Raw genomic sequence first — 19,585 nt, 5'->3', positions numbered from 1 at the left:
AAACTAAAATATATATTTTATTTAGTCAAGTATTTTTATTGTTTTTTGAACTTTTTTTTTTTTTTTCACAATATGTAATTTTTTATTCTTGTAACTTGCCATTTTGAACTAAAAGAAATATAATTAAGTTGAATAAATAGAAAGGACTGTTATCTTTTATGAATATACTCTCCGAGAAATTCAGATTAAAAAGAAAAGAACTAGGACTATCCCAGCAAACTCTTGCTGAAGGAATTTGTGAACAAAGTCAGATTAGTAAAATTGAAAGGGGGCATTTCATCCCTTCCGCAGACCTTTTGTTCAAACTCTCTCAACGACTTGAAGTCCCACTAGATTACTTTTTCAATGAACAAATTGAAGTTAAATCTAACCTGTCCAACTTCAAGCACCTATCTTCTCGTCTACTAGACGATAGAAATTATGACGATTTAGAATATCTTTATAAAATAGAGGTTGACCGAAGTACTTTTCTAACACTAGAAGATCGAACTTACCTTGAATGGATTAAAGCTATTATTGACTTCTATCAATATAACCTTCAGTTTGAGGCTATCTCCTACTTGGAAAATATATTATCAAAAGTATCCTCAACTACTTTAATTTACTTAAAGGTATTGAATACACTATCTAATTTCTACTCCCTTGTTGGCCGTGAACAAGAATATGAAGCAAACTACTCTCATTTAATGGAGTTGTATCAGACAAAAAATCTAGATCATCAAGAGTTTTTATTTGGTTACATCAGAGTCCGCCACAACTACGCTCACTATTTAGTATCAAAGAAAAAATATAACGAAGCCATCCAAGAAGCTCTTGAAACAATTGAACTCTGTAAAGAAAAACAAACAAGCTACCAACTGGCTCCCCTTCTTATTCTCGTCGGAAATGCTGGGGCACAATTTCTAGACAAGGAACAGGTTAAAAATTATTACATAGAAGCGAAAGAACTATGCAAGATTTATAACAATCCTTTGATGTTAATGAAGATAGAAAATTATTTGAAGGAATTGGATAATACTTGATTTGTACTCAAAAATTAAAACTGTCAGACCAAAGAAAAAGTCCATAGAATTAGGTTTCTAAGGACTTTTATTTTTAGTATTATAATATTAAGGAAATATTCTATGAGGATTGTCCCATGTTACACAAATAACTAACAGACTATCCATTTTTTTGTCAGATATTTCTCTTAAATCTTTTTTCTACATTTTCACCCTTTTCAATCGCAGAGCGTTCAAGACGACGGACACTGAGCTGAGGGCCATGGCTGCACCTGCAAACATAGGATTGAGCAGAGGTCCACCAAATACATGTAAGAGACCCATGGCGATTGGAATGCCAATCACATTATAAGCAAAGGCCCAGAAGAGATTTTGTTTGATGGTTCGCATGGTTGCCTGGCTGAGTTTGACAGCCTTGACCACATCCAAAATGTCACTATGCATGAGAACAATATCGGCAGACTCAATGGCAATATCAGTCCCAGAACCAATAGCCAGCCCCACATGGGCTTGAGCTAGGGCTGGGGCATCGTTGATGCCATCCCCCACCATAGCGACTGTTTTGCCCTGTTCTTGTAAGAGCTTGACTTGGTTGGCCTTGTCATCTGGCAGGACCTGACTGACCACCTTCTCAATGCCGACTTCCTTGGCAATGGCCTGGGCAGTTTTTTCATTGTCCCCTGTCAGCATGACCACTTCTAATCCCATAGCTTGCAGAGCCTGGACAGCCTGACGGCTGGTCTCTTTTACTTTATCAGCAATGGCAATAACTGCTAGTAATTCTTGCTGGGTTGCTAGGAAAACAGGCGTCTTGGCTTGCTGGGCAAATGCCTCCGCAACTGCAGGTCCTTGGGAAACATCAATTCCCTGTTCCCGCATCAACCGTTCATTTCCCAGATAGATGGTCTGCTCTGCTATTGTCACCGAAAGACCACGACCTGAAAGAGCCTGAAAATCGGTGGCGGGCAAGAGATCAATCTTGTCTGTCTGAGCAGCTTGCAGGAGAGCCTGAGCCAAGGGATGCTCGGAAAATTGCTCACTACTTGCTGCCAGCTGGAGGACCTGCTCACGATTTTTAGTAGACAAGAGATGAATGTCTGTCACCTGAGGTTTGCCCTCTGTAATGGTCCCTGTCTTGTCGAAGACAAGGGTGTTCACACCTTGCAGGGTTTCAATAGCTTGACCAGACTTGAACAAAAGTCCGTTTTCTGCCCCTTTTCCAGTCCCAACCATGATAGCCGTCGGAGTTGCTAGACCCAGAGCACAAGGGCAGGCGATGACCAAGACGGCGATGATAATACTTAGTGAAAAAATCCATGATTCTTGCCCCAAGAAGTACCAGGCCAGCCCAGACAAGAATGCCAAGCCCATGACAACTGGCACAAAGACGGCAGATACTTGGTCAGCCAATTTGGCGATAGGTGCCTTAGACCCTTGGGCCTCTTCTACCAAGCGAATAATCTGTGCCAGAGTCGTATCACGGCCAACCTTGGTAGCCTGCATGGTAATGGCGCCTTGCTGGTTAAGGGTACCGCCAAAAACAGTATCGCCTAGAGCCTTCTTCACTGGCAGGCTCTCACCTGTCAACATGGATTCATCGACACGTGTCTGACCTTCTAGTACTTGACCGTCAACAGGAATCTGCTGACCTGGGCGAACAATGACCTGGTCACCGACTACCACTTCTTCAATCGGCACTTGCATTTCCTGCCCATTTCGTAGGACCTGGGCTGTCTTGGGAGCCAGATTCATCAACTTCTTAATGGCCTCAGAAGTCTGACCTTTGGACCTTGCTTCAAAATATTTTCCTAGGGTAATCAAGGTCAAGATAACGGCGGCTGATTCAAAATACAGTTCTGGATGGTGACCGTGCATGGCTACTTCTTTCCCTATCAGAAGAAAAGCAATCATCAAAAGACCTTGAACCAAGGCTGCCCCAGTCCCAACGGCAATCAAGGAATCCATATTGGGATGGCCTTGCACGAGAGTTTTAAAGCCTTTTTGGAAAAAACTGCGTCCCAAATAAAGGACAGGGATGAGCAAGATGACTTGGCTGACCGGATAAACTAGCGGTTGATGGAGCAAGGCTGGTAATGGAAGCCCACCCCAGGGCAACATAGGCCCCATAGCAATATAGAGCAAAGGAAGAGTAAAGACTGCTGACCAGACAAATCGTTCCCAAAGAATGTCTTCCTTGCTTGGTCCCTTGTCCACCGTCTCTTCTACATCTTCTGGTCTGATTAGCTGATAGCCTGCCTGCTCAACTGCCTTTTCAAGACTAGCTGGATTTTGCCTATCACGGCTATAACGGATGGTTGCCTTTTCTGTTGCCAGATTAACACTGACTTCTTCTACGCCCTCTAGTTTGCCCAGAGCCTTTTCAACCGTCATGGCACAGGAGGCACAGGTCATGCCTGAAATGTCATAAGACTCGGTCACCAAGTTATCGACTAACTGATAACCCGCCTTTTCAACTGCCTGACGAATATCCTCTAGTCCCAACAGCTTTTCATCGTAGTTAACACTCAATTTTTCAGTTGCTAGGTTGACACTGACTTCTTCTACTCCTGCTAATTTACCAACAGCCTTTTCAACTGTCCTGGCACAAGAGGCACAGGTCATGCCTGAAATGGGATAGGTTGCATGTTTCATATCCTTCTCCTTTGACTACATTTGTAATCACATTATACACAAAACGACTACATTTGTAAACGAATTTGTTTCAAAAAAAGAGAGGTTGCCCTCTACTTCTTCCTAGCCAACATGGTCGCAAATCGCATTTTGAGGAAATTACCATCTTCATCACGCTTATGGAGCTGACCAAAATCTTCATTGTACTTGACCAATTCCCAGTCACGGTAGTATTCCTTCAACTCTCCCGCTCCGAAGGTAAAGGAGAAATTCATCGGACAGGGTGCATCCTCCGTATCCATGGCCGCCACGATCAAGTTATAGCCACCCGGCCGTGTCTGCTCCTGCATATTGCGGATAATGGCGGGTACACGGTCACGCTCCAAAAACATGAAAACCACAGTTGAGATTATCCAGTCGTAGTCCTGCTCCAAACTAGCTGAGTTAATATCATAAGTCCCCGCCTGTAAGTCCAAGTCCTCCACTTCCTTGACCTGCAAAAGTGTCTGAATGCTCGGCACATGCTTATCAACTGCCGTCACCTCAAAACCCTGCTGAGCCAAGTAAAGACTGTTACGACCATGACCGCAACCCAAGTCCAAGACCTTACAAGGTTTGATAGTATTCAAGGCCTCCAAGACCTCCGAATGCGTCCGCGTGTAGCCGTACTTTTTAGCAAAATAATCCTCTGGCTGACAGAAAAATTCCAAGAAAAACTCTGTATCCTCTGTCAACAAGGTCACCCGATGCCAAGCCTGTGGCTCGACAAAAGGAACATCATCTGTCGGACCATAGACATATTCTCCCAAGATCTCATTATCATCTGAAATCGGCTCAAATTTGAGCTGCCCCTTCAAAACCTTGATTTTAGCCCAGGTACCCACTTTAGTATTGTGCTTGGTCAAAAAATGCTGGGGAACCGTATCCTGATTCCAAATGGGCATGCGTTTGTAAGGAACTAAAACTGTCATTATCTCTCCTTTTCCATGCTAATATTGTAGAAAAACTTCATGAAGTTTGCAAGCAACAAAAGACCAGGATTTTTCCCAGTCTTAGCGACTATTGATAGCCTTCATGGTTCGCTTGATATCACGGTCTTGCTCACGGCGTTTGATGGACTCCCGCTTGTCATAATCGTGTTTCCCTTTAGCAAGCCCTATCAGGACCTTGGCAAAGCCGTCCTTGATATAGACCTTGAGGGGAACCAGGGTCATCCCTGTTCCCTTGACCTCATTGCCCAAGGACTCAATCTGCTTCTTCCGCAAGAGCAACTTGCGGGTCCGCGTTGGCTCCTGGTTCCAGATATTGCCCTCATCATAGGGAGCGATATGAACATTAACCAACCAAGCCTCGCCCTGCTTAATCTGGGCAAAGCCGTCCTTGAGGTTAATCCGCCCCGCACGAATAGACTTAATCTCCGTCCCCGTCAGAACCATCCCCGCCTCCACTGTATCGACAATGGTATAGTCGTGGCGGGCTTTTTTATTCTGTGCAATCACATTGCCCTCACCCTTGGCCATGCCTATCTCCTTTTCTTCTTGTTCTTTTTAGCCACTTCTTTGTAAAATGGTTTCTTTTTCTTGTCTTTTTTCCCACTTTTTGACCTGTGGTCTTTCCCAGACTTGTGACGTTTGCTGTCGCGACCAGCGGCTTCTTGTTTGTGGTGCTTGCCCCGTCCTCGCCCTGACCGATCATCACGGTCACGGTTGGAGTGACTGGCCGTTCTCCGTTTGGCTTTCAGAGCTTTTTCCACAATATCCAGCTCGGACGGCACGTGGGCAAAATCAATTTCCCCTGTCATCTTGTCTGCCCGCGTTAATTTGATACGGATTGGCTGACCGACACGGAAGACCCGACCTGATTTCTCACCCTGCAAGGTCAGAGTCCGCTCGTGGAACTGGTAGTATTCGTTGAGGTTGGTGATATGAATCAGACCTTCAACCGTGTTTGGTAACTCGACAAAAAGACCAAACTTGACTACGCTAGACACGACACCATCAAACTCTTGCCCAACAAATTCTTGCATGAACTCTGCCTTCTTCATGGCTTCGACTTCCCGCTCTGCCTCAATGGCACGGCGTTCTAAACTGGACGAAGACTTGGCAAGCTCAGGGATGACCTGCTCAAAATGCTCTGCTTTTTCCGCAGGATTGTGACCATATTCCCGTACCATACGGTGAACCAGCAGGTCGGGATAACGGCGGATAGGACTGGTGAAGTGGGTGTAGAACTCCGCACCCAGTCCGTAGTGACCGTGGTTGTGCTCCGAGTAGCGTGCCTGCTGCATAGAACGCAGCAGCATCATGTTGAGGACATCAGCGTAAGGCTGGTCCTTGACCCGCTCCATGAGGTCCTGAAGGGCGTCCTGGCTGATAGAGCTAGCCGTTCCATAGACGGTCAGACCAAAGCTAGTCGCATAGTCGATGAACTTCTGCAATTTGTCTGACTTAGGCTCCTCGTGGATCCGATAGATGAAAGGCAGGTCCAGCTTGGCAAAATGCTCGGCAACGCACTCATTGGCCGCCAACATGAAGGACTCAATCATCCGCTCGGCAATGCCCCGCTGACGCAGTTGAATATCGACTGGCAGACCGTCCTTGTTGACGATGATTTTAGCTTCAGCTGTATCAAAGTTGAGAGCCCCACGCTTGTACCGCATTGTTTCCAGGGTTTCATGGAGTTTGACCATGAGGTCTACACTCGGTACGATTGCCTTGTATTTGTCCAACTTTTCCTGATTGCCCGCAATCATATCATTGACATCGGAATAGGTCATACGGAAGGTGGTTTTGATGACCGTCTGGCCAATCCAGTGCTTGACTACCTTGCCCTTACGGTCAATTTCCATAATAGCCGACTGGGTCAGACGATCCACATTTGGATTAAGGGAACAGATGCCATTTGACAGGCGTTCTGGCAGCATCGGCACCACACGGTCGGTCACATAGACAGAAGTCCCACGCTTGACAGCTTCCTGGTCCAAGGCAGAGCCTTCGGTCACATAGTAGCTGACATCAGCGATATGGACACCTAGCTCCAGATTACCGTTCTTGAGCTGCTTGATATGGACCGCATCGTCCAAGTCTTTGGCATCCGCACCGTCGATGGTGAAGATGATTTCATCTCGCAGGTCCAAGCGTCCTTCAAAATCCTTCTCAGACGGACTTTCTGGTACTCGATTGGCCTCCGCCAAGACTTCATCAGGGAATTCCGACACGATGTCCATGGATTCCAAAACTTCCAAGACATCGATTCCCACATCGTCCTTGTGGCCCACCACGTCCCGAATGGTCGCAACAAAGTGGTCCCGCTTCTTATTTGGATAGGCTTCAATATCGACTTTGAGGATTTCCGTTCCGGTCAATACCAGAGGTGACTTCTTGATGTAAATCTTCTGAGCGATTTTCTGGTTTTTAGACTTGATGTAACCTGCATATTCAGGCTTGTCTTCGTCAAAAACAATCAAGCCCACCGCAGTTTTCAGACTATGTTCTAAAATATCAATGACTTCCGCTTCCGCAGCCGTCCCCTTGAGCCTGTCCGCCACTTTCTTGATCGCCACTTCCACTCGGTCGCCCTCAATAGCGAAGTTGACATCGTCACGACTGACAAAGAGATCATCTTCCTCCTCATCAATGGTCACAAAGCCAAACCCTGACTTATGGGCACGGAAAATACCCTGCAAGGTCACCTTGTTTTTGGAGATTTTTGGAGCAGGAAGAGCGATTCGCCCTGCTTGGTCAAAGACAAGTTGACGGCTTCCTTCCATGCTGGAAACCAGCTTGACCAAGTCTGTGAAGCTCTTAGCAGAACTGGCTCCAAACTGATCTGCCAGCTGGTCCATGGTCACAGGACCAACTTCTTTAATATAGTTAATAATTTCGTTTTTCATGTTGTAATTACCAGAGTGCAGGATAAAAACCTAGCACTATTTCTCTTAGTGTGCGTTATATCCAGACGCAGTGGTTGATTGCTCCAACAATCAAATGATTGTTGGAGGTGGGAGATAGGATTTGCAAAGCAAATCTCAATAGTTCGCGTAACGCTCCGAACCATACCTATTCAACTTATGCGGGGGTGGGCAGACGAACTCTTTATACTTGTCGAGTTCTGGCCCACTCCCAAAAAAATAGACCAAGAACAAGTCCCAGTCTGATTTATCTATTTACTTGAAATGATAACAAGTGCGAGTGCATCCAACATCCATAAGAAAATAAGGATAGCTGTAATACGTTGCATAACCGCTTCAAAACCACGCGCCTTTGTACGCTCAAACAAGGCACCGCTCGTTGAGTCAAAAACGTTGCTAGATTGGTTCTTGGCTGGTTGGATAAAAATCACTGCAATCAAAATAACAGATAAAATCAACAGAACAGTTAACAATAGTTGATACATATTTTTTTCACTTTCTACAATAACTTTTATCATTGTACCATAAAACCTACTTGGTTTCAAGATGAAGGGTCACTTTTCTCTCTTTTGGACAGTATTTTAGGACCTCTATCTTATCTGGATGGGTCTTGGCATTCTTACTCGTCAGATAATTCTTACTGCCACATTCTGAACATTGCAAATTGATTTTTACTCTCACGAAACATCCCTTACTTTCAAGTAATTTCTAAAATTGGTCAAGGACCACAATAAATTGAACAATACTAAGCCACTGGACAAGTAAAAGACCCAGTCATAGCCCAGTTGAGCTGCTACACTTGACCCCAACATGGGCCCGATAACAGACCCCATATTGTTGAAAATCTGGTTATAGGAAAATATCCTTGAAATCCCTTCTTTAGGCGTCAGCTTTGTCAAAAGAGAATTGACCGAAGGCAATAGGGCACCTGTTCCAAATCCATAAAGGAACCGCAAAAGACCAAGTTGGAAAGGATTTTGAGCAAAGACGCAGAGAACATTGATCAACAGACTATAAAACAAGGCCAGCAACAACAGTCGATGATTACCAATCTTATCACCTAATTTTCCAAGATAACCCGATGTTACCAATGAAGCCATGCCAGGCAGGGAGATGATAAAACCAGCCACAAAGAGCAGGTTATCCGACTGACCCAAATGGCGCACATAGAGGGTCAGAATTGGCACCACAGCCTGAGCCGCTGCGATGATGACCATAGAAGTCACAAAAAGCCCCACCAACATCTGCCTATCTTTGACCTGGGCAAAGACCTCTGAAATGGTCAGTTGGTCTTCTTTCTTCAAAGGTTTAAAGTCCTCTCGAATTTGGAAAATGGTCAGCACTACAACCAAGGCATAGAGAAGTCCAACAAGGAGAAAAACAGCATGAACCCCAACCAACTCGGCTAGAAAGCCACCAAGGGTTGGTCCAATCAAGTTTCCAGCAACAGCTCCCGTTGACAAGGTCCCCAGAGCATAACCTGTCTTGTCCTTGGGTACCTGACTGGCAATCAAGGCCGTGGCATTAGGAATATAGCCTGTAAACATCCCGTTCAAGACCCGTAGGACAATCAGCCAAAAAACATTAGGCACAAAGGCCATACCACCCATAGTAAAAATCATCGCAAAAGCAGCCCGCACCATCATGGGCTTGCGACCGTAACGGTCCGCCAAACTCCCCCATATTGGTGCCATGACCGCTGCTGCAAAGGCATTTGCCGACACCGCCAGCCCTGCATAGTATTCCACCTGCCCCGCTCCCACTCCCAACTCCTCTACGAAGACCGAGATAAAGGGCATGACCAAGGTAAAGCTGACACCCGTTAAGAAGTTGCCCAACCAAGCTACCTTCAAATTTCGCTGCCAATAATGACTAGCCTCGTCCATCTTTCATTTCCTCCAAAAGTTGCGCAACCTGTGCTAAGGTCGCCTCAACCGCTCCCCTATTGTCAATCACCACCTGGGCTTGCAACCGTTTTTCCTCTAAAGAAAGCTGAGCTGCCAGCCGATTTTCCGCATCTTGAACAGCTAAGCCATTGCGTTTCATAAGCCGTTCCAACTGCTGCGCTCTATCGACATAGACCAGCCAGACTTCATCTACCTCCCCGCTATAATCCGCCTCGTAGAGCAGGGGAATATCCATGAAAATCACTGGTTCGGTCTGCTTGAGGGCATCCCTTCTAGCCAACAGCTCCTGCCTGATAATCTGGTCCTGCAAGACAGATAAACGAGCCCGCAATTTGCTATCCGCAAAAACAGCCTGACCCAGCTTAGCCCTATCTAGACTGCCATCAGCTGACAGGATTGCTTCCCCAAACTCAGCCAGTAAGACCTGATAGAGTTTGCCGCCCTTGACCTGTAATTCGTGAACAACCGCATCCGCATCGATGACTGGATAACCTTGTTCTCTCAGAAAAGCTGTAACGGTTGATTTTCCAGAGGCGATACCGCCTGTTAGACCGATAACTTTAGCCATCTTTCACCTGACACTGAGGACAGAAATGTGTCCCACGACCGCCCAACTGGATTTTGACAATCTCTGTCTGGCAACGGGGACAGACCCGCCCTGTCTTTCCATAAACTTGTAAATAATCCTGCATGGTCCCGTCCATGCCCAAGGCATTCTTATAGGTCCGAATGGTTGAGCCACCTTTTTCGATACCTAATTGCAGAACTTCTATGGTGGCTTGACGGAGGTCCGCCACCTGCTCTGCCGACAACAGATTACTCGTCTGTGCAGGATGAACTTGGGCCTTAAACAAGACCTCATCGACATAGATATTGCCCAAACCAGCCACCAAAGACTGGTCCAAAAGATACGACTTAATGGGCTTTCTCGACTTAGCTAACTTGAGTGCAAATTCTTCTAAGTCAAAATCTTCCTCCGTCGGCTCAGGACCAATTTTTCGACTGATAAAATAGGTATCCACATCTGCCTTGCCCAGCAGTTCCATGGTCCCAAACTTGCGGACATCCTGATAAACCAAGGTTGAACCGTCTGTGAAGGTAAAAAAGGCATGGAAGTGCTTGTTGGCAGGCACCTGGTCAGGAAAGAAATTGTACTTGCCCTCCATTCGCAAGTGGGAAATGAGGACATGGTCCGTCAGGTAAATCAAGAGATACTTGCCACGACGGTCCACATCTAAAATCTCCTGACCAAGCAATTCCTGACAGAAGACATCCACACCAGTCTTAATCATAGGGGCATAGGTCACCTCCACCTTGGCGATGACCTTTCCCCTGACAAGCCTATTCAAACCACGACGAACCGTCTCAACCTCGGGTAATTCGGGCATACTTATCCTCCTCACAGAAATTGCTGAGCTCAGCTCAGCAATCTACTTTAACCTTCTTAATATTCCTTCTCATTATAACCAAAATCGGCGAGGTCTAGTTTTTTGTCACGCCAGTTTTTCTTGACCTTGACCCAGGTTTCGAGGAAGACTTTGTCGCCTAACATGAGTTCGATATCGCGGCGGGCCATGGAACCAATTTTCTTGAGCATGGCTCCTTGCTTGCCGATGATGATGCCTTTCTGGCTATCACGCTCTACCATAATGGTCGCACGAATGTGAACCTTGTCGGTAAATTCATCACGTTTCATGGACTCGATGACAACGGCGACAGAGTGCGGAATTTCCTCACGGGTCAGGTGCAAAACCTTCTCCCGAATCATCTCAGACACCAAGAAACGTTCTGGGTGGTCAGTGATTTGGTCCGCAGGAAAATATTGGAAACCTTCGTCCAGGTTTTCCTTGAGAATTTCCATCAAGCGATTGACATTGTTCCCTTGGGTAGCAGAAATGGGCACAATTTCCTTGAAGTCCATCTGTTGACGGAAATCATCAATCTGCTCAAGTAACTGGTCTGGATGAACCTTATCAATCTTGTTAACAACGAGGATAACTGGAACTTTTGCCTGCTTGAGCCGCTCCATAATCATGTCGTCACCCTTGCCTCTTTTTTCATCAGCTGGCACCATAAAGAGGACCGTGTCCACTTCACGCAGGGTGCTGTAGGCAGATTCCACCATAAAATCTCCTAAAGCCGTCTTGGGTTTGTGAATTCCTGGTGTGTCAATGAAGACAATCTGCTCTTCCTCTGTCGTATAAATGCCCATAATCTTATTACGGGTTGTTTGAGCCTTATCGCTCATGATAGCAATTTTTTGCCCCATTACATAGTTGAGAAAGGTTGATTTCCCAACGTTTGGACGACCTAAAATCGCCACAAAACCTGACTTAAATGTCATGAATTCTCCTTAACTTCTAAAAAATAAAGTCCCAAATTTTCGGCACAAAGATAATAAGACCGGTCACCAGGGCAAAGCCTGACACAAACAAGACTGCCCCTGCTGCCATGTCTTTTGCATTCTTAGCTAATAGGTGGAAATGATAGTCAGAAGCCAAATCCACTACACTCTCGATAGCTGAGTTCATGATTTCAAAAGCAATGACCAAACTGATACTAAGCAAGAGGAAAAGCCATTCTGTAACAGATACCTGAAAAATCAATCCCGCAAGCACAACTAGGACAGCTGAAGCTAGATGCTTCTTCATGTTGCGCTCTTCCTTGAAAGCCGTCAAAAGACCTGACATAGCAAAGTCCAAACTGGCCATCAACTCCCTATTTTTCCAACGATTTTTTGAATTATTTTCTTGTAAGTCCATAAGCTGTCAAAATTTCTTCTTGTAAACCAAACATTTCTGCCTCATCTTCTGGTCTATAATGATCATAGCCATTGATATGCAGAAAACCGTGTACAGCTAAAAAGCCCATTTCGCGCTCGTAGCTATGACCATAATCTTCAGCTTGCTCACGCGCCTTATCGATAGAAATATACAACTCACCAATATAGGCATCAAAATCTTCCATCATTTCAGCCAATTCAGGATTGTCCTGCAAGTCTTCCTCGTCGAAGAAAATCTCGTTTTCTGGCTTATACTCTAGGCTGACTACATCTGTAGGACGGTCAATCCCACGGTACTCCAAGTTCACTTCATGGACACGCTTATTATCCACAAAGGTCACAGCCATTTCCTTATTCTGCTTGCCAATTTTTTCGGCAGCAAACTGGAGCAAATCCGTAATCTGCTCCTGCATCTGAGCAGAAACCTGCCCTGTTTCATCAATCATTTCAATATACATAACACTACGTTCCCTTTACAGTTCCATTATAACACAAAACCTATCAATGAGGAGTTTTTAGTGGTATAATATCCTCAGAAGCTATCAAAGGAATGGAAAATGTTACAAACACCGAAACATATTACTGCAATTATCGAAGCTCATTTGGACCAAATGACAAGGCTTGAAAAGCAAATAGCCAGCTACTTTACCCAGTTGGACCCTGCCAGTGCTGATCTCAGCCTTGAAAACACCACCCAAACCCTGCATATTTCCCCATCTGCTCTGACCAGGTTTGCTAAAAAATGTGGATTTTCTGGCTACAGGGAATTTGTTTTCGCATTTCAAAATAACCAGCAGTATTTGGATAAGCATTTTGAGAAATTGCAGCGCAGCCTGACGAAAAAAGTCTTGATCGACTACGAAGAAATCTTGACTGCCACCAACAATTTAGTGGATGAAGAAAAATTGGAAGAAATTGCCAAGCTCATTGACAGTAGTAAACGTGTCTACTTCTATGGTATAGGTAGTTCTGGCTTAGTGGCCATGGAAATCAAATCCCGTTTTATGCGACTGGGGGTCGTTTGTGATGCCATTACAGATAAAAACAACCTCATTTGGACAACCAATATCCTAGATCAGACCTGCTTGGTCATTGGACTCTCCTTGTCCGGTCAGACAGAAGAAGTCATCGAACACTTACACTTGGCTGCTCAGAAAGGGAGCACAACTGCCCTTCTAACCACCAAGACACCTTCTCAGTCCCCCTTTGACCAAGTCATTCCAGTCGCCTCTGTCCGCCATCTCAACTATGGCAACCGTATTTCCCCTCAAATTCCCCTCCTCATCATGCTTGATGTTATCTACGCCTATTTTTTATCCATCGACAAGGACAGAAAAGAAAGTATTTTCAAACAAACCATCAAGGAATAAGCACAAAAGGCACTACTGTATTTCAAGTAGTGCCTTTAATTAGTTAGCCGAAAAACGTGTCCCGATTAAATAATCATAGACATAGTCATTAACCTTTACATGCATGGCATCGTGGGCATATTCTGGTAAGATTTTCATTTCTTTTTCAACTTCCAGTCGATTGTAGATAGCAAATTGGGTTGATGGAGGACAAACTCCATCTTCTAAGCCCGTCACCATAGCTACTGGGCATGAAATCAAGTGAGCCAGATTTTTTACATCAATATAGGATAGGGTTCGAAGAACTTCCTCTTCCCTTTCATAAAACGGATCTGAAAATTTGAAATATCGAAACAATTCGTCGTAGGCTTCACTATTATTGCCAAGTTCCAAGACCCGTTTAAAGTCAGATAAGAAAGGATAGATGGCTACCGTTTTACTGATGTGGGGACTGAGAGCAGCAGCCACCAAGGCCAAGGCCCCTCCCTGTGAGGCACCGTAAGACACCAGGCGCTTCTGGTCAACAAAGTCCAAGCTGGCAATAATCTCAATCAGCTGATAGACATCCAGATAGACATCCTTATAAAACAAGTGGTCTGGTCCTTGAAGCATCCCTCGAATAACCTGCCCCTTAACAGTGAGACCATCAAATTGCCCCAAGTCTTGAGAACGACCAGCCTGCCCACGGACGTCCATAGCTACTACCCCATAACCAGCTGCTAAAAATTTCAAGTTCTCAGACCAGTCGGGTCCTTGACCCTGGTAACCATGGAAATAAAAGAGAACGGGAACAGCTTGCTCACTCTTTGGAAAGAGGCACTTGGCAAAAACCTTGGAACCATTTGTACCCGTAAAGGTCAGTTCGTAGCAAGCTACATGAGGCAAGCCACATTCTTTTTCAAGTAATACATGGTCTGCTAGACCTGTCAACTGATTTTTTTCATTTTGCCAGAAAGCATCGAAATCTGCAGGTATTTCCTGCCGACCACGATAGGTCAGCATATCCTGCAAGGTCATATTATCAATCATCATTCAACCTCTCTACAACTAGAAAAAAGACGGAAAGCTTCCAAATCTAAAGGAGAAGAGAAAGGGAAGGAAGCTCTCCATCTTATTGTATGTAGTCTTTTAGTTTGCTTTTAGTACTAGGCAACGAGCTGCAGGCTGTACTGAAGTACGGCAAAGCGAGTTAACGAAGTAATAAAAGATAAACTAAAATACTATATTATAGTAGCCCCTGCTTTTGTTGGAAATGATAAAACGCACCCAGCATACCAGCTGCATTCTCATGCTCTGCAAAGGCTAGCTTGGTCTTGTCTGCTAGACTTGAAACCAGGTTTGCCTTAAGAGCTGCTTGGATTTTCTCATAAAGATACTCTTTTTGCGCCATAATACCACCGCCAAGAATGACCACTTCTGGATTGGCTACATAGCAGATATTGGCAATACCTTGACCAAGATAGTTGACCATTCGGTCAATGGCAGCAATACAGTGAGCATCTCCTGCCTTGGCTTCCTGGAAAATCTTATAGCCGTTCCAGTCTGCTGGATCCTGATCATGTAAACGAGCCACTTCTTGGACAAGAGCCGTCGTTGAAGCCAGGTCTTGGAAAGCCCCATCTGAAAGGTGGAGATAGCCGACCTCACAGGCTGAATTACTAAAGCCATGGAAGATTTGACCGTCCACTAGCAAGCAACCTCCAATGCCCGTTCCAATGGTCAAGCAAATGGAAATCCGACTACCTTGACCAGCACCTGAAATACCTTCTGCTAGTCCTGCACAGTTGACATCATTTTCAATCTCACAAGGAAGTCCGAAACTTGTTTCAATTTCAGACTTAAACTGGGTACCAGCATAGTTTGGAATTTGTGGCCCTGAATAGAAAATCTCTCCCTTGTCAGGGTCAACCATCCCAGCTGATGAAATAGCTACACCTGAAAGGGCATCTTGGGCATGAAAATCTTCCACAAGTTTTTTGACTGTCGCTAGGATATGGGGGCCGCCCTTGTGGGCTTCCGTGTCTATCTTATAACTTTCTAGGACCTGACCCGCTTCATCCAGACGACCATATTTAATCTGAGTTCCGCCAATATCAATAGCAAGATAGGTTTTCATAGACACCTCCTAGGCACCAAATCTTTCCTTAGCATCGCGAATGACCTGAGCTGCTTCTTGGGCAATGATCAAGTCTTCTTCCGTCAAGGCTGTCAGAGGTTCACGAACAGAACCAATATCCAAGCCATCATTGATACGGATGACTTCCTTGATGACAGCGTACATATGACCATGACCGGAAACCAGTTTACCAATAATAGTATTGATAGTCGCCTGCAATTGACGGGCTGTTTCCAAGTCCTTGTCCGCAATCAATTGGTTCAAACGCAGGAAGAGTTCTGGCATAGCACCATAGGTGCCCCCAATTCCACCCTTAGCGCCCATGAGGCGACCACCTAAGAATTGCTCATCTGGACCATTGAATACCACATAGTCTTCGCCACCAAGGGTTACAAAGGTATCAATATCCTGCACCGGCATAGAGGAATTTTTCACACCGACCACGCGTGGATTTTTCAGCATTTCCTTATAAAGACTTGGTGTCAAGGACACACCTGCCAGTTGCGGAATATTGTAGATGATGAAATCTGTATTTGGTGCGGCTGCACTAATACCGTTCCAGTAAGCAGCAATGCTGTACTCTGGCAAACGGAAGTAAATCGGTGGGATGGCTGCAATAGCATCAACACCCAATTCTTCCGAATGACGAGCTAGCTCCACACTGTCCTTCAAATTGTTACAAGCCACATGGTTGATGATGGTCAATTTACCCTTGGCAACTTCCATGACCGCTTCAAGAATTTGCTTGCGGTCTGCCACACTTTGGTAAATGCATTCGCCAGACGAACCGTTGACATAAAGCCCTTGAACACCCTTGTCAATGAAATACTGAACCAGAGCTTTTACACGTTCTGAACTAATCTCACCAGCCTCGTCATAACAGGCATAGAAGGCTGGGATAATTCCATGATATTTCGATAAATCTTTCATTCTAATTCCTTTTTAACTGTTTTTATTCTTGACCCAAATTCTCTAATGAATAGAAAGGATAGGCCCGCATAGGCAAAAAATAGTAGACAAACCAGACCGATTAAAAATGTCAGGTCTGAATAAAAGAGGATAGTAGCTACAAGTAGAAAGACCAGACCAACCATAGCGGTCAAGGACAGCATATTCCCCAGGCATAAAATTCCTTTTAGGAATAAGTCTTTCAACTGCAAATCAAATCGACTGGCTAACGGGTAGAGATAGACCCAAAGTAGCTGACTAAAGAGTAGGATGGCAATACAGCTTGCACGAAAACTGTCAAATACCAGACCAGCCTGACCCCAAATCAGATATAGATCCAAGAGGCAAAATGTCGTTAGCCCAATTTCTACCAGTGACAAGACCAAGCCCTGTTTCCACTGGCGACCAAAATGACCCCAGTAGGTCGACCAGACCTTGATTTTCCCTTCTTCATTCATGTCCCATAAACTCGCTTGGAGAGCTAGTTTGGCAATTCCCAAGGTAAAAAGAGGAAGACTTGCCAAAACAGTTAAGCCATTTAAGAGCATGAGATCAAAGAGTTTTTCTACCAGTTGCCATGCTGGATGATTAACATCAAACAAGGACTGAACCAGTGTTCTACCACCCTTTCCTTTCATTTACATCTTCCCCTTTCTATTGTAGTTGAGAACTAATCGTCTAGTAAGACTTTAATGACAAACTTGCGGACAGTCTTTTGTCCACCTGCCCATTGGTTTGGCTGATGAACCTCACCAGGTAGGAAAATGGCAAAGTAATTCCCATCAAGTAGGCAATCCACCCATTTTTCACTCGGAACAAAACCGATATCACTTGCTGGATCAAAACCAGTATCTTCTCTAACCAGACGACAACCGTAAGAAATTTGTTCCTGTCCGCTGATAACAAAATGGATATCCGCGTAGGAACGATGGTATTCAAATTCCTCCTTGAACTCTTCTGAAAGAGTATTTTCCTGGAGGAAATAATAGACGGCCTGACCAGCGATTTCATACCTGCCTAGATCCTGCTCGCGAAAATCACCCTTTTCCAAAACAGCCAAGGCAAGATCCAAATTGGGATGTAGTCCCTTATATTGTGAACAATTGTCAATATGATCATAAATCATGTATCTTTCTCCACCAACTATCCGAATTCTTAGCCTTTAACCGCTCCCATGGTGATACCTTGAGTAAAGGATTTTTGGAAGACAAGGAAGACAGTAACGATTGGCACTGCAGCCATAGCAGCTCCCGCCATAATAACACCATAGTTGGTTGCCATTTCAGCCTGCATGGTTGCAACACCTAGCGAAATAGTCAAATTCTGACGAGAAGTCAACATAACCAACTGCATGAAGTAGTCATTCCAAGAGTTGATAAAGGTAAAGATAGCCAAGGCCGCAAAACCTGGTTTGACAATTGGAAAGGCAACATTCCAGAAGGTAGACACTTCTCCACAACCATCAATCTTAGCAGATTCCAAGAGTTCTGTCGGAATATTTTCTGAGAATTGCTTCATCAAGAAAACACCGAATGGCCAGCCAACTAAGGGTAGAATAACTGCCGCTAAGGTATCATGAATACCCATAAAGTTGATAATCCGTACCAGAGGCACAAGTACAACCTGTTTAGGAAGAGCCATGGCAGCGATGAAGATTGAGAACAAAATCCGCTGTCCGTAGAAACGTTTCTTAGCCAAGACATAACCTGCTAGGGAGGAAGTCATACAAACCAAAATCATGGTCGCCAAGGAAATGAAGACAGAGTTCCATAGCCATTGTAAGGCTGGGTTCTGTACTGTCAACTTGGTAAAGTTTTCCAAGGTTGGCTGGGTTGGCCACCACTGAGGTGGAATGACAATGGTATGAGGCTGTGACTTAAAGGCCCCTGTCATAATCCAGTAGAAAGGAAAGATGAAAAGGATAGTCAACAAGAGCAAAATAATGGTTGAAATGACACCAAAAGGCGTAATGTTTTTCTTTTTCATGGTCTCCTCCTTTCTAGTACTCCACATCATTACCCAAAATCTTAAATTGGGCAAAGGAAATCAAGGCAATCATGACTGCTAGGAAAACACCCATGGTATTTGCATAACCATATTCAGACAACTTAAAGGCCTTTTCGTACAAGTAGTACATGAGGGTCGAAGTCGAATAGTTTGGACCACCCGAAGTTAAGAGCTGAATAAGGGCAAAACATTGGAAGGAGTTAATGGTTGTAATAACTGCAATATAAAGAGTTGTTGGCAAGAGGCTTGGCCATTTGATTTGCCAGAAAACCTGATGCTCATTGGCACCATCCACACGCGCAGCCTCTACCAAGGAATTATCAATATTTCCCAGAGCTGCAATGTAGAGGATAATAGGCTGACCAACTGAAGTTGTCAAAAGGATAATGATAATGGCTAACAAGGCCCATTGCTTATCTCCCAGCCAACTGATGTTTTGCTCGATGATTCCACCAGATTTCAAGACAAAGTTCAAAATACCTGATAGTGGATCGTAAATCCATTTCCAAACAACCGTTACAGCAACGGAACCCGTTACAACAGGCAGGAAGAAAACTGCACGGTAGAAGGAACGAGCGATGACATTCTTTTCATAGGTCTGCGAAGCGACAAAGACTGAAAAGAAGACAACTACTGGCACTGAACCAACCACGATAATCAACGTGTTAATCAGAGATTTGATAAAGATCGGATCATTAAACATCCGTACATAGTTATCCAGTCCAACAAAGGTGAAATCTGTCATGGTATAGTTAAAGAAACTGGTGACAAATCCCATGATCATTGGAGCTAGTACAAAAATGGTGAAGAAAATGAGAATAGGAGCCAAGAAGGTATAGGATACAATGGTTTCCCGCATTCTAATCTTATTTATCTGCACTTAGAACACCTCAATTCTATTCGTAATCATTCTTTATGAAAATCAAAATACCTA

At 44.6% G+C, this 19,585-nt stretch carries 21 protein-coding genes; 2 read left to right on the top strand and 19 right to left on the bottom strand.

Annotation, left to right across the window (positions count from 1 at the left end; genetic code table 11):
• Positions 1 to 158 precede the first annotated feature (158 nt).
• Entirely contained in the window at positions 159 to 1,022 is an 864-nt protein-coding gene (locus tag C1G49_RS04075; RefSeq protein ID WP_105124708.1) for a helix-turn-helix domain-containing protein, read from the top strand.
• 180 nt (positions 1,023 to 1,202) lie between these two features.
• Here the strand turns inward: C1G49_RS04075 and C1G49_RS04070 are convergent, their stop codons facing one another.
• From C1G49_RS04070 to ybeY, 12 genes are all read right to left on the bottom strand, one after another.
• Positions 1,203 to 3,653 carry a heavy metal translocating P-type ATPase gene (locus tag C1G49_RS04070; RefSeq protein WP_105124707.1) on the bottom strand — a complete coding sequence of 817 codons (2,451 nt, stop codon included), beginning with the start codon at positions 3,651 to 3,653 and terminating at the stop codon, positions 1,203 to 1,205.
• A gap of 92 nt (positions 3,654 to 3,745) precedes the next feature.
• Entirely contained in the window at positions 3,746 to 4,603 is an 858-nt protein-coding gene (gene tehB / locus C1G49_RS04065; protein WP_105124706.1) for an SAM-dependent methyltransferase TehB, read from the bottom strand.
• 81 nt (positions 4,604 to 4,684) lie between these two features.
• Positions 4,685 to 5,152, bottom strand: a complete 468-nt coding sequence (smpB, locus tag C1G49_RS04060; RefSeq protein ID WP_002935771.1) for an SsrA-binding protein SmpB — start codon at positions 5,150 to 5,152, stop codon at positions 4,685 to 4,687.
• Between the two features lie 2 nt (positions 5,153 to 5,154).
• Entirely contained in the window at positions 5,155 to 7,524 is a 2,370-nt protein-coding gene (rnr, locus tag C1G49_RS04055; RefSeq protein ID WP_105124705.1) for a ribonuclease R, read from the bottom strand.
• 269 nt (positions 7,525 to 7,793) lie between these two features.
• Complete coding sequence (gene secG, locus C1G49_RS04050) at positions 7,794 to 8,027, bottom strand: preprotein translocase subunit SecG (RefSeq protein ID WP_105114571.1); 234 nt, start codon at positions 8,025 to 8,027, stop codon at positions 7,794 to 7,796.
• A gap of 46 nt (positions 8,028 to 8,073) precedes the next feature.
• Positions 8,074 to 8,223, bottom strand: a complete 150-nt coding sequence (rpmG, locus tag C1G49_RS04045) for a 50S ribosomal protein L33 (protein ID WP_012775228.1) — start codon at positions 8,221 to 8,223, stop codon at positions 8,074 to 8,076.
• Positions 8,220 to 9,428, bottom strand: a complete 1,209-nt coding sequence (locus tag C1G49_RS04040; protein WP_105124704.1) for a multidrug efflux MFS transporter — start codon at positions 9,426 to 9,428, stop codon at positions 8,220 to 8,222. The genes rpmG and C1G49_RS04040 overlap by 4 nt, the downstream gene beginning before the upstream one ends.
• Entirely contained in the window at positions 9,415 to 10,017 is a 603-nt protein-coding gene (gene coaE, locus C1G49_RS04035; protein WP_105124703.1) for a dephospho-CoA kinase, read from the bottom strand. The genes C1G49_RS04040 and coaE overlap by 14 nt, the downstream gene beginning before the upstream one ends.
• Positions 10,010 to 10,837, bottom strand: a complete 828-nt coding sequence (mutM, locus tag C1G49_RS04030) for a DNA-formamidopyrimidine glycosylase (RefSeq protein WP_105124702.1) — start codon at positions 10,835 to 10,837, stop codon at positions 10,010 to 10,012. Before mutM ends, coaE begins: the two co-directional genes overlap by 8 nt.
• Positions 10,838 to 10,893: 56 nt before the next feature.
• Positions 10,894 to 11,793, bottom strand: coding sequence for a GTPase Era (era, locus tag C1G49_RS04025; protein ID WP_002935752.1), 900 nt, complete (start codon positions 11,791 to 11,793; stop codon positions 10,894 to 10,896).
• Between the two features lie 16 nt (positions 11,794 to 11,809).
• Positions 11,810 to 12,211: a diacylglycerol kinase family protein gene (locus C1G49_RS04020; protein ID WP_105124701.1), complete on the bottom strand. Its 402-nt coding sequence runs from the start codon at positions 12,209 to 12,211 to the stop codon at positions 11,810 to 11,812.
• Positions 12,192 to 12,689, bottom strand: a complete 498-nt coding sequence (gene ybeY / locus C1G49_RS04015; RefSeq protein ID WP_105124700.1) for an rRNA maturation RNase YbeY — start codon at positions 12,687 to 12,689, stop codon at positions 12,192 to 12,194. The genes C1G49_RS04020 and ybeY overlap by 20 nt, the downstream gene beginning before the upstream one ends.
• A 99-nt stretch (positions 12,690 to 12,788) precedes the next feature.
• Between ybeY and C1G49_RS04010 the strand changes: the two genes are divergently transcribed.
• Entirely contained in the window at positions 12,789 to 13,601 is an 813-nt protein-coding gene (locus C1G49_RS04010; protein ID WP_105118735.1) for a MurR/RpiR family transcriptional regulator, read from the top strand.
• A 39-nt stretch (positions 13,602 to 13,640) separates the two neighbouring features.
• On the opposite strand, the gene C1G49_RS04005 is transcribed toward C1G49_RS04010, so the two are convergent.
• The 7 genes from C1G49_RS04005 to C1G49_RS03975 form a co-directional block, all read right to left on the bottom strand.
• On the bottom strand, positions 13,641 to 14,609 hold the full coding sequence (locus tag C1G49_RS04005; RefSeq protein WP_105124715.1) for an alpha/beta fold hydrolase: 969 nt from the start codon (positions 14,607 to 14,609) through the stop codon (positions 13,641 to 13,643).
• A gap of 196 nt (positions 14,610 to 14,805) precedes the next feature.
• Positions 14,806 to 15,696, bottom strand: a complete 891-nt coding sequence (locus C1G49_RS04000) for an ROK family protein (RefSeq protein ID WP_105124699.1) — start codon at positions 15,694 to 15,696, stop codon at positions 14,806 to 14,808.
• 9 nt (positions 15,697 to 15,705) lie between these two features.
• On the bottom strand, positions 15,706 to 16,626 hold the full coding sequence (locus C1G49_RS03995) for a dihydrodipicolinate synthase family protein (RefSeq protein ID WP_044774636.1): 921 nt from the start codon (positions 16,624 to 16,626) through the stop codon (positions 15,706 to 15,708).
• On the bottom strand, positions 16,623 to 17,282 hold the full coding sequence (locus tag C1G49_RS03990; protein WP_105124698.1) for a YesL family protein: 660 nt from the start codon (positions 17,280 to 17,282) through the stop codon (positions 16,623 to 16,625). Before C1G49_RS03990 ends, C1G49_RS03995 begins: the two co-directional genes overlap by 4 nt.
• 32 nt (positions 17,283 to 17,314) lie before the next feature.
• On the bottom strand, positions 17,315 to 17,770 hold the full coding sequence (locus tag C1G49_RS03985) for a YhcH/YjgK/YiaL family protein (protein ID WP_105124697.1): 456 nt from the start codon (positions 17,768 to 17,770) through the stop codon (positions 17,315 to 17,317).
• Positions 17,771 to 17,799: 29 nt separating this feature from the next.
• Positions 17,800 to 18,630 carry a carbohydrate ABC transporter permease gene (locus C1G49_RS03980; protein WP_105114583.1) on the bottom strand — a complete coding sequence of 277 codons (831 nt, stop codon included), beginning with the start codon at positions 18,628 to 18,630 and terminating at the stop codon, positions 17,800 to 17,802.
• A gap of 13 nt (positions 18,631 to 18,643) precedes the next feature.
• Complete coding sequence (locus tag C1G49_RS03975) at positions 18,644 to 19,531, bottom strand: carbohydrate ABC transporter permease (RefSeq protein WP_105114584.1); 888 nt, start codon at positions 19,529 to 19,531, stop codon at positions 18,644 to 18,646.
• Between the last annotated feature and the right edge of the window lie 54 nt (positions 19,532 to 19,585).

Source organism: Streptococcus suis, from assembly GCF_002960625.1.
GTDB lineage: Bacteria > Bacillota > Bacilli > Lactobacillales > Streptococcaceae > Streptococcus > Streptococcus suis_T.
This window is presented reverse-complemented; position numbering and strand designations above follow the sequence as displayed.

Excerpts from the sequence above, each read along its gene's own strand:
- C1G49_RS04075 (WP_105124708.1), top strand. The coding sequence starts at position 159 with ATGAATATACTCTCCGAGAAATTCAGATTAAAAAGAAAAGAACTAGGA.
- C1G49_RS04070 (WP_105124707.1), bottom strand. The coding sequence starts at position 3,653 with ATGAAACATGCAACCTATCCCATTTCAGGCATGACCTGTGCCTCTTGT.
- tehB (WP_105124706.1), bottom strand. The coding sequence starts at position 4,603 with ATGACAGTTTTAGTTCCTTACAAACGCATGCCCATTTGGAATCAGGAT.
- smpB (WP_002935771.1), bottom strand. The coding sequence starts at position 5,152 with ATGGCCAAGGGTGAGGGCAATGTGATTGCACAGAATAAAAAAGCCCGC.
- rnr (WP_105124705.1), bottom strand. The coding sequence starts at position 7,524 with ATGAAAAACGAAATTATTAACTATATTAAAGAAGTTGGTCCTGTGACC.
- secG (WP_105114571.1), bottom strand. The coding sequence starts at position 8,027 with ATGTATCAACTATTGTTAACTGTTCTGTTGATTTTATCTGTTATTTTG.
- C1G49_RS04040 (WP_105124704.1), bottom strand. The coding sequence starts at position 9,428 with ATGGACGAGGCTAGTCATTATTGGCAGCGAAATTTGAAGGTAGCTTGG.
- coaE (WP_105124703.1), bottom strand. The coding sequence starts at position 10,017 with ATGGCTAAAGTTATCGGTCTAACAGGCGGTATCGCCTCTGGAAAATCA.
- mutM (WP_105124702.1), bottom strand. The coding sequence starts at position 10,837 with ATGCCCGAATTACCCGAGGTTGAGACGGTTCGTCGTGGTTTGAATAGG.
- era (WP_002935752.1), bottom strand. The coding sequence starts at position 11,793 with ATGACATTTAAGTCAGGTTTTGTGGCGATTTTAGGTCGTCCAAACGTT.
- C1G49_RS04020 (WP_105124701.1), bottom strand. The coding sequence starts at position 12,211 with ATGGACTTACAAGAAAATAATTCAAAAAATCGTTGGAAAAATAGGGAG.
- ybeY (WP_105124700.1), bottom strand. The coding sequence starts at position 12,689 with ATGTATATTGAAATGATTGATGAAACAGGGCAGGTTTCTGCTCAGATG.
- C1G49_RS04010 (WP_105118735.1), top strand. The coding sequence starts at position 12,789 with ATGTTACAAACACCGAAACATATTACTGCAATTATCGAAGCTCATTTG.
- C1G49_RS04005 (WP_105124715.1), bottom strand. The coding sequence starts at position 14,609 with ATGATTGATAATATGACCTTGCAGGATATGCTGACCTATCGTGGTCGG.
- C1G49_RS04000 (WP_105124699.1), bottom strand. The coding sequence starts at position 15,696 with ATGAAAACCTATCTTGCTATTGATATTGGCGGAACTCAGATTAAATAT.
- C1G49_RS03995 (WP_044774636.1), bottom strand. The coding sequence starts at position 16,626 with ATGAAAGATTTATCGAAATATCATGGAATTATCCCAGCCTTCTATGCC.
- C1G49_RS03990 (WP_105124698.1), bottom strand. The coding sequence starts at position 17,282 with ATGAAAGGAAAGGGTGGTAGAACACTGGTTCAGTCCTTGTTTGATGTT.
- C1G49_RS03985 (WP_105124697.1), bottom strand. The coding sequence starts at position 17,770 with ATGATTTATGATCATATTGACAATTGTTCACAATATAAGGGACTACAT.
- C1G49_RS03980 (WP_105114583.1), bottom strand. The coding sequence starts at position 18,630 with ATGAAAAAGAAAAACATTACGCCTTTTGGTGTCATTTCAACCATTATT.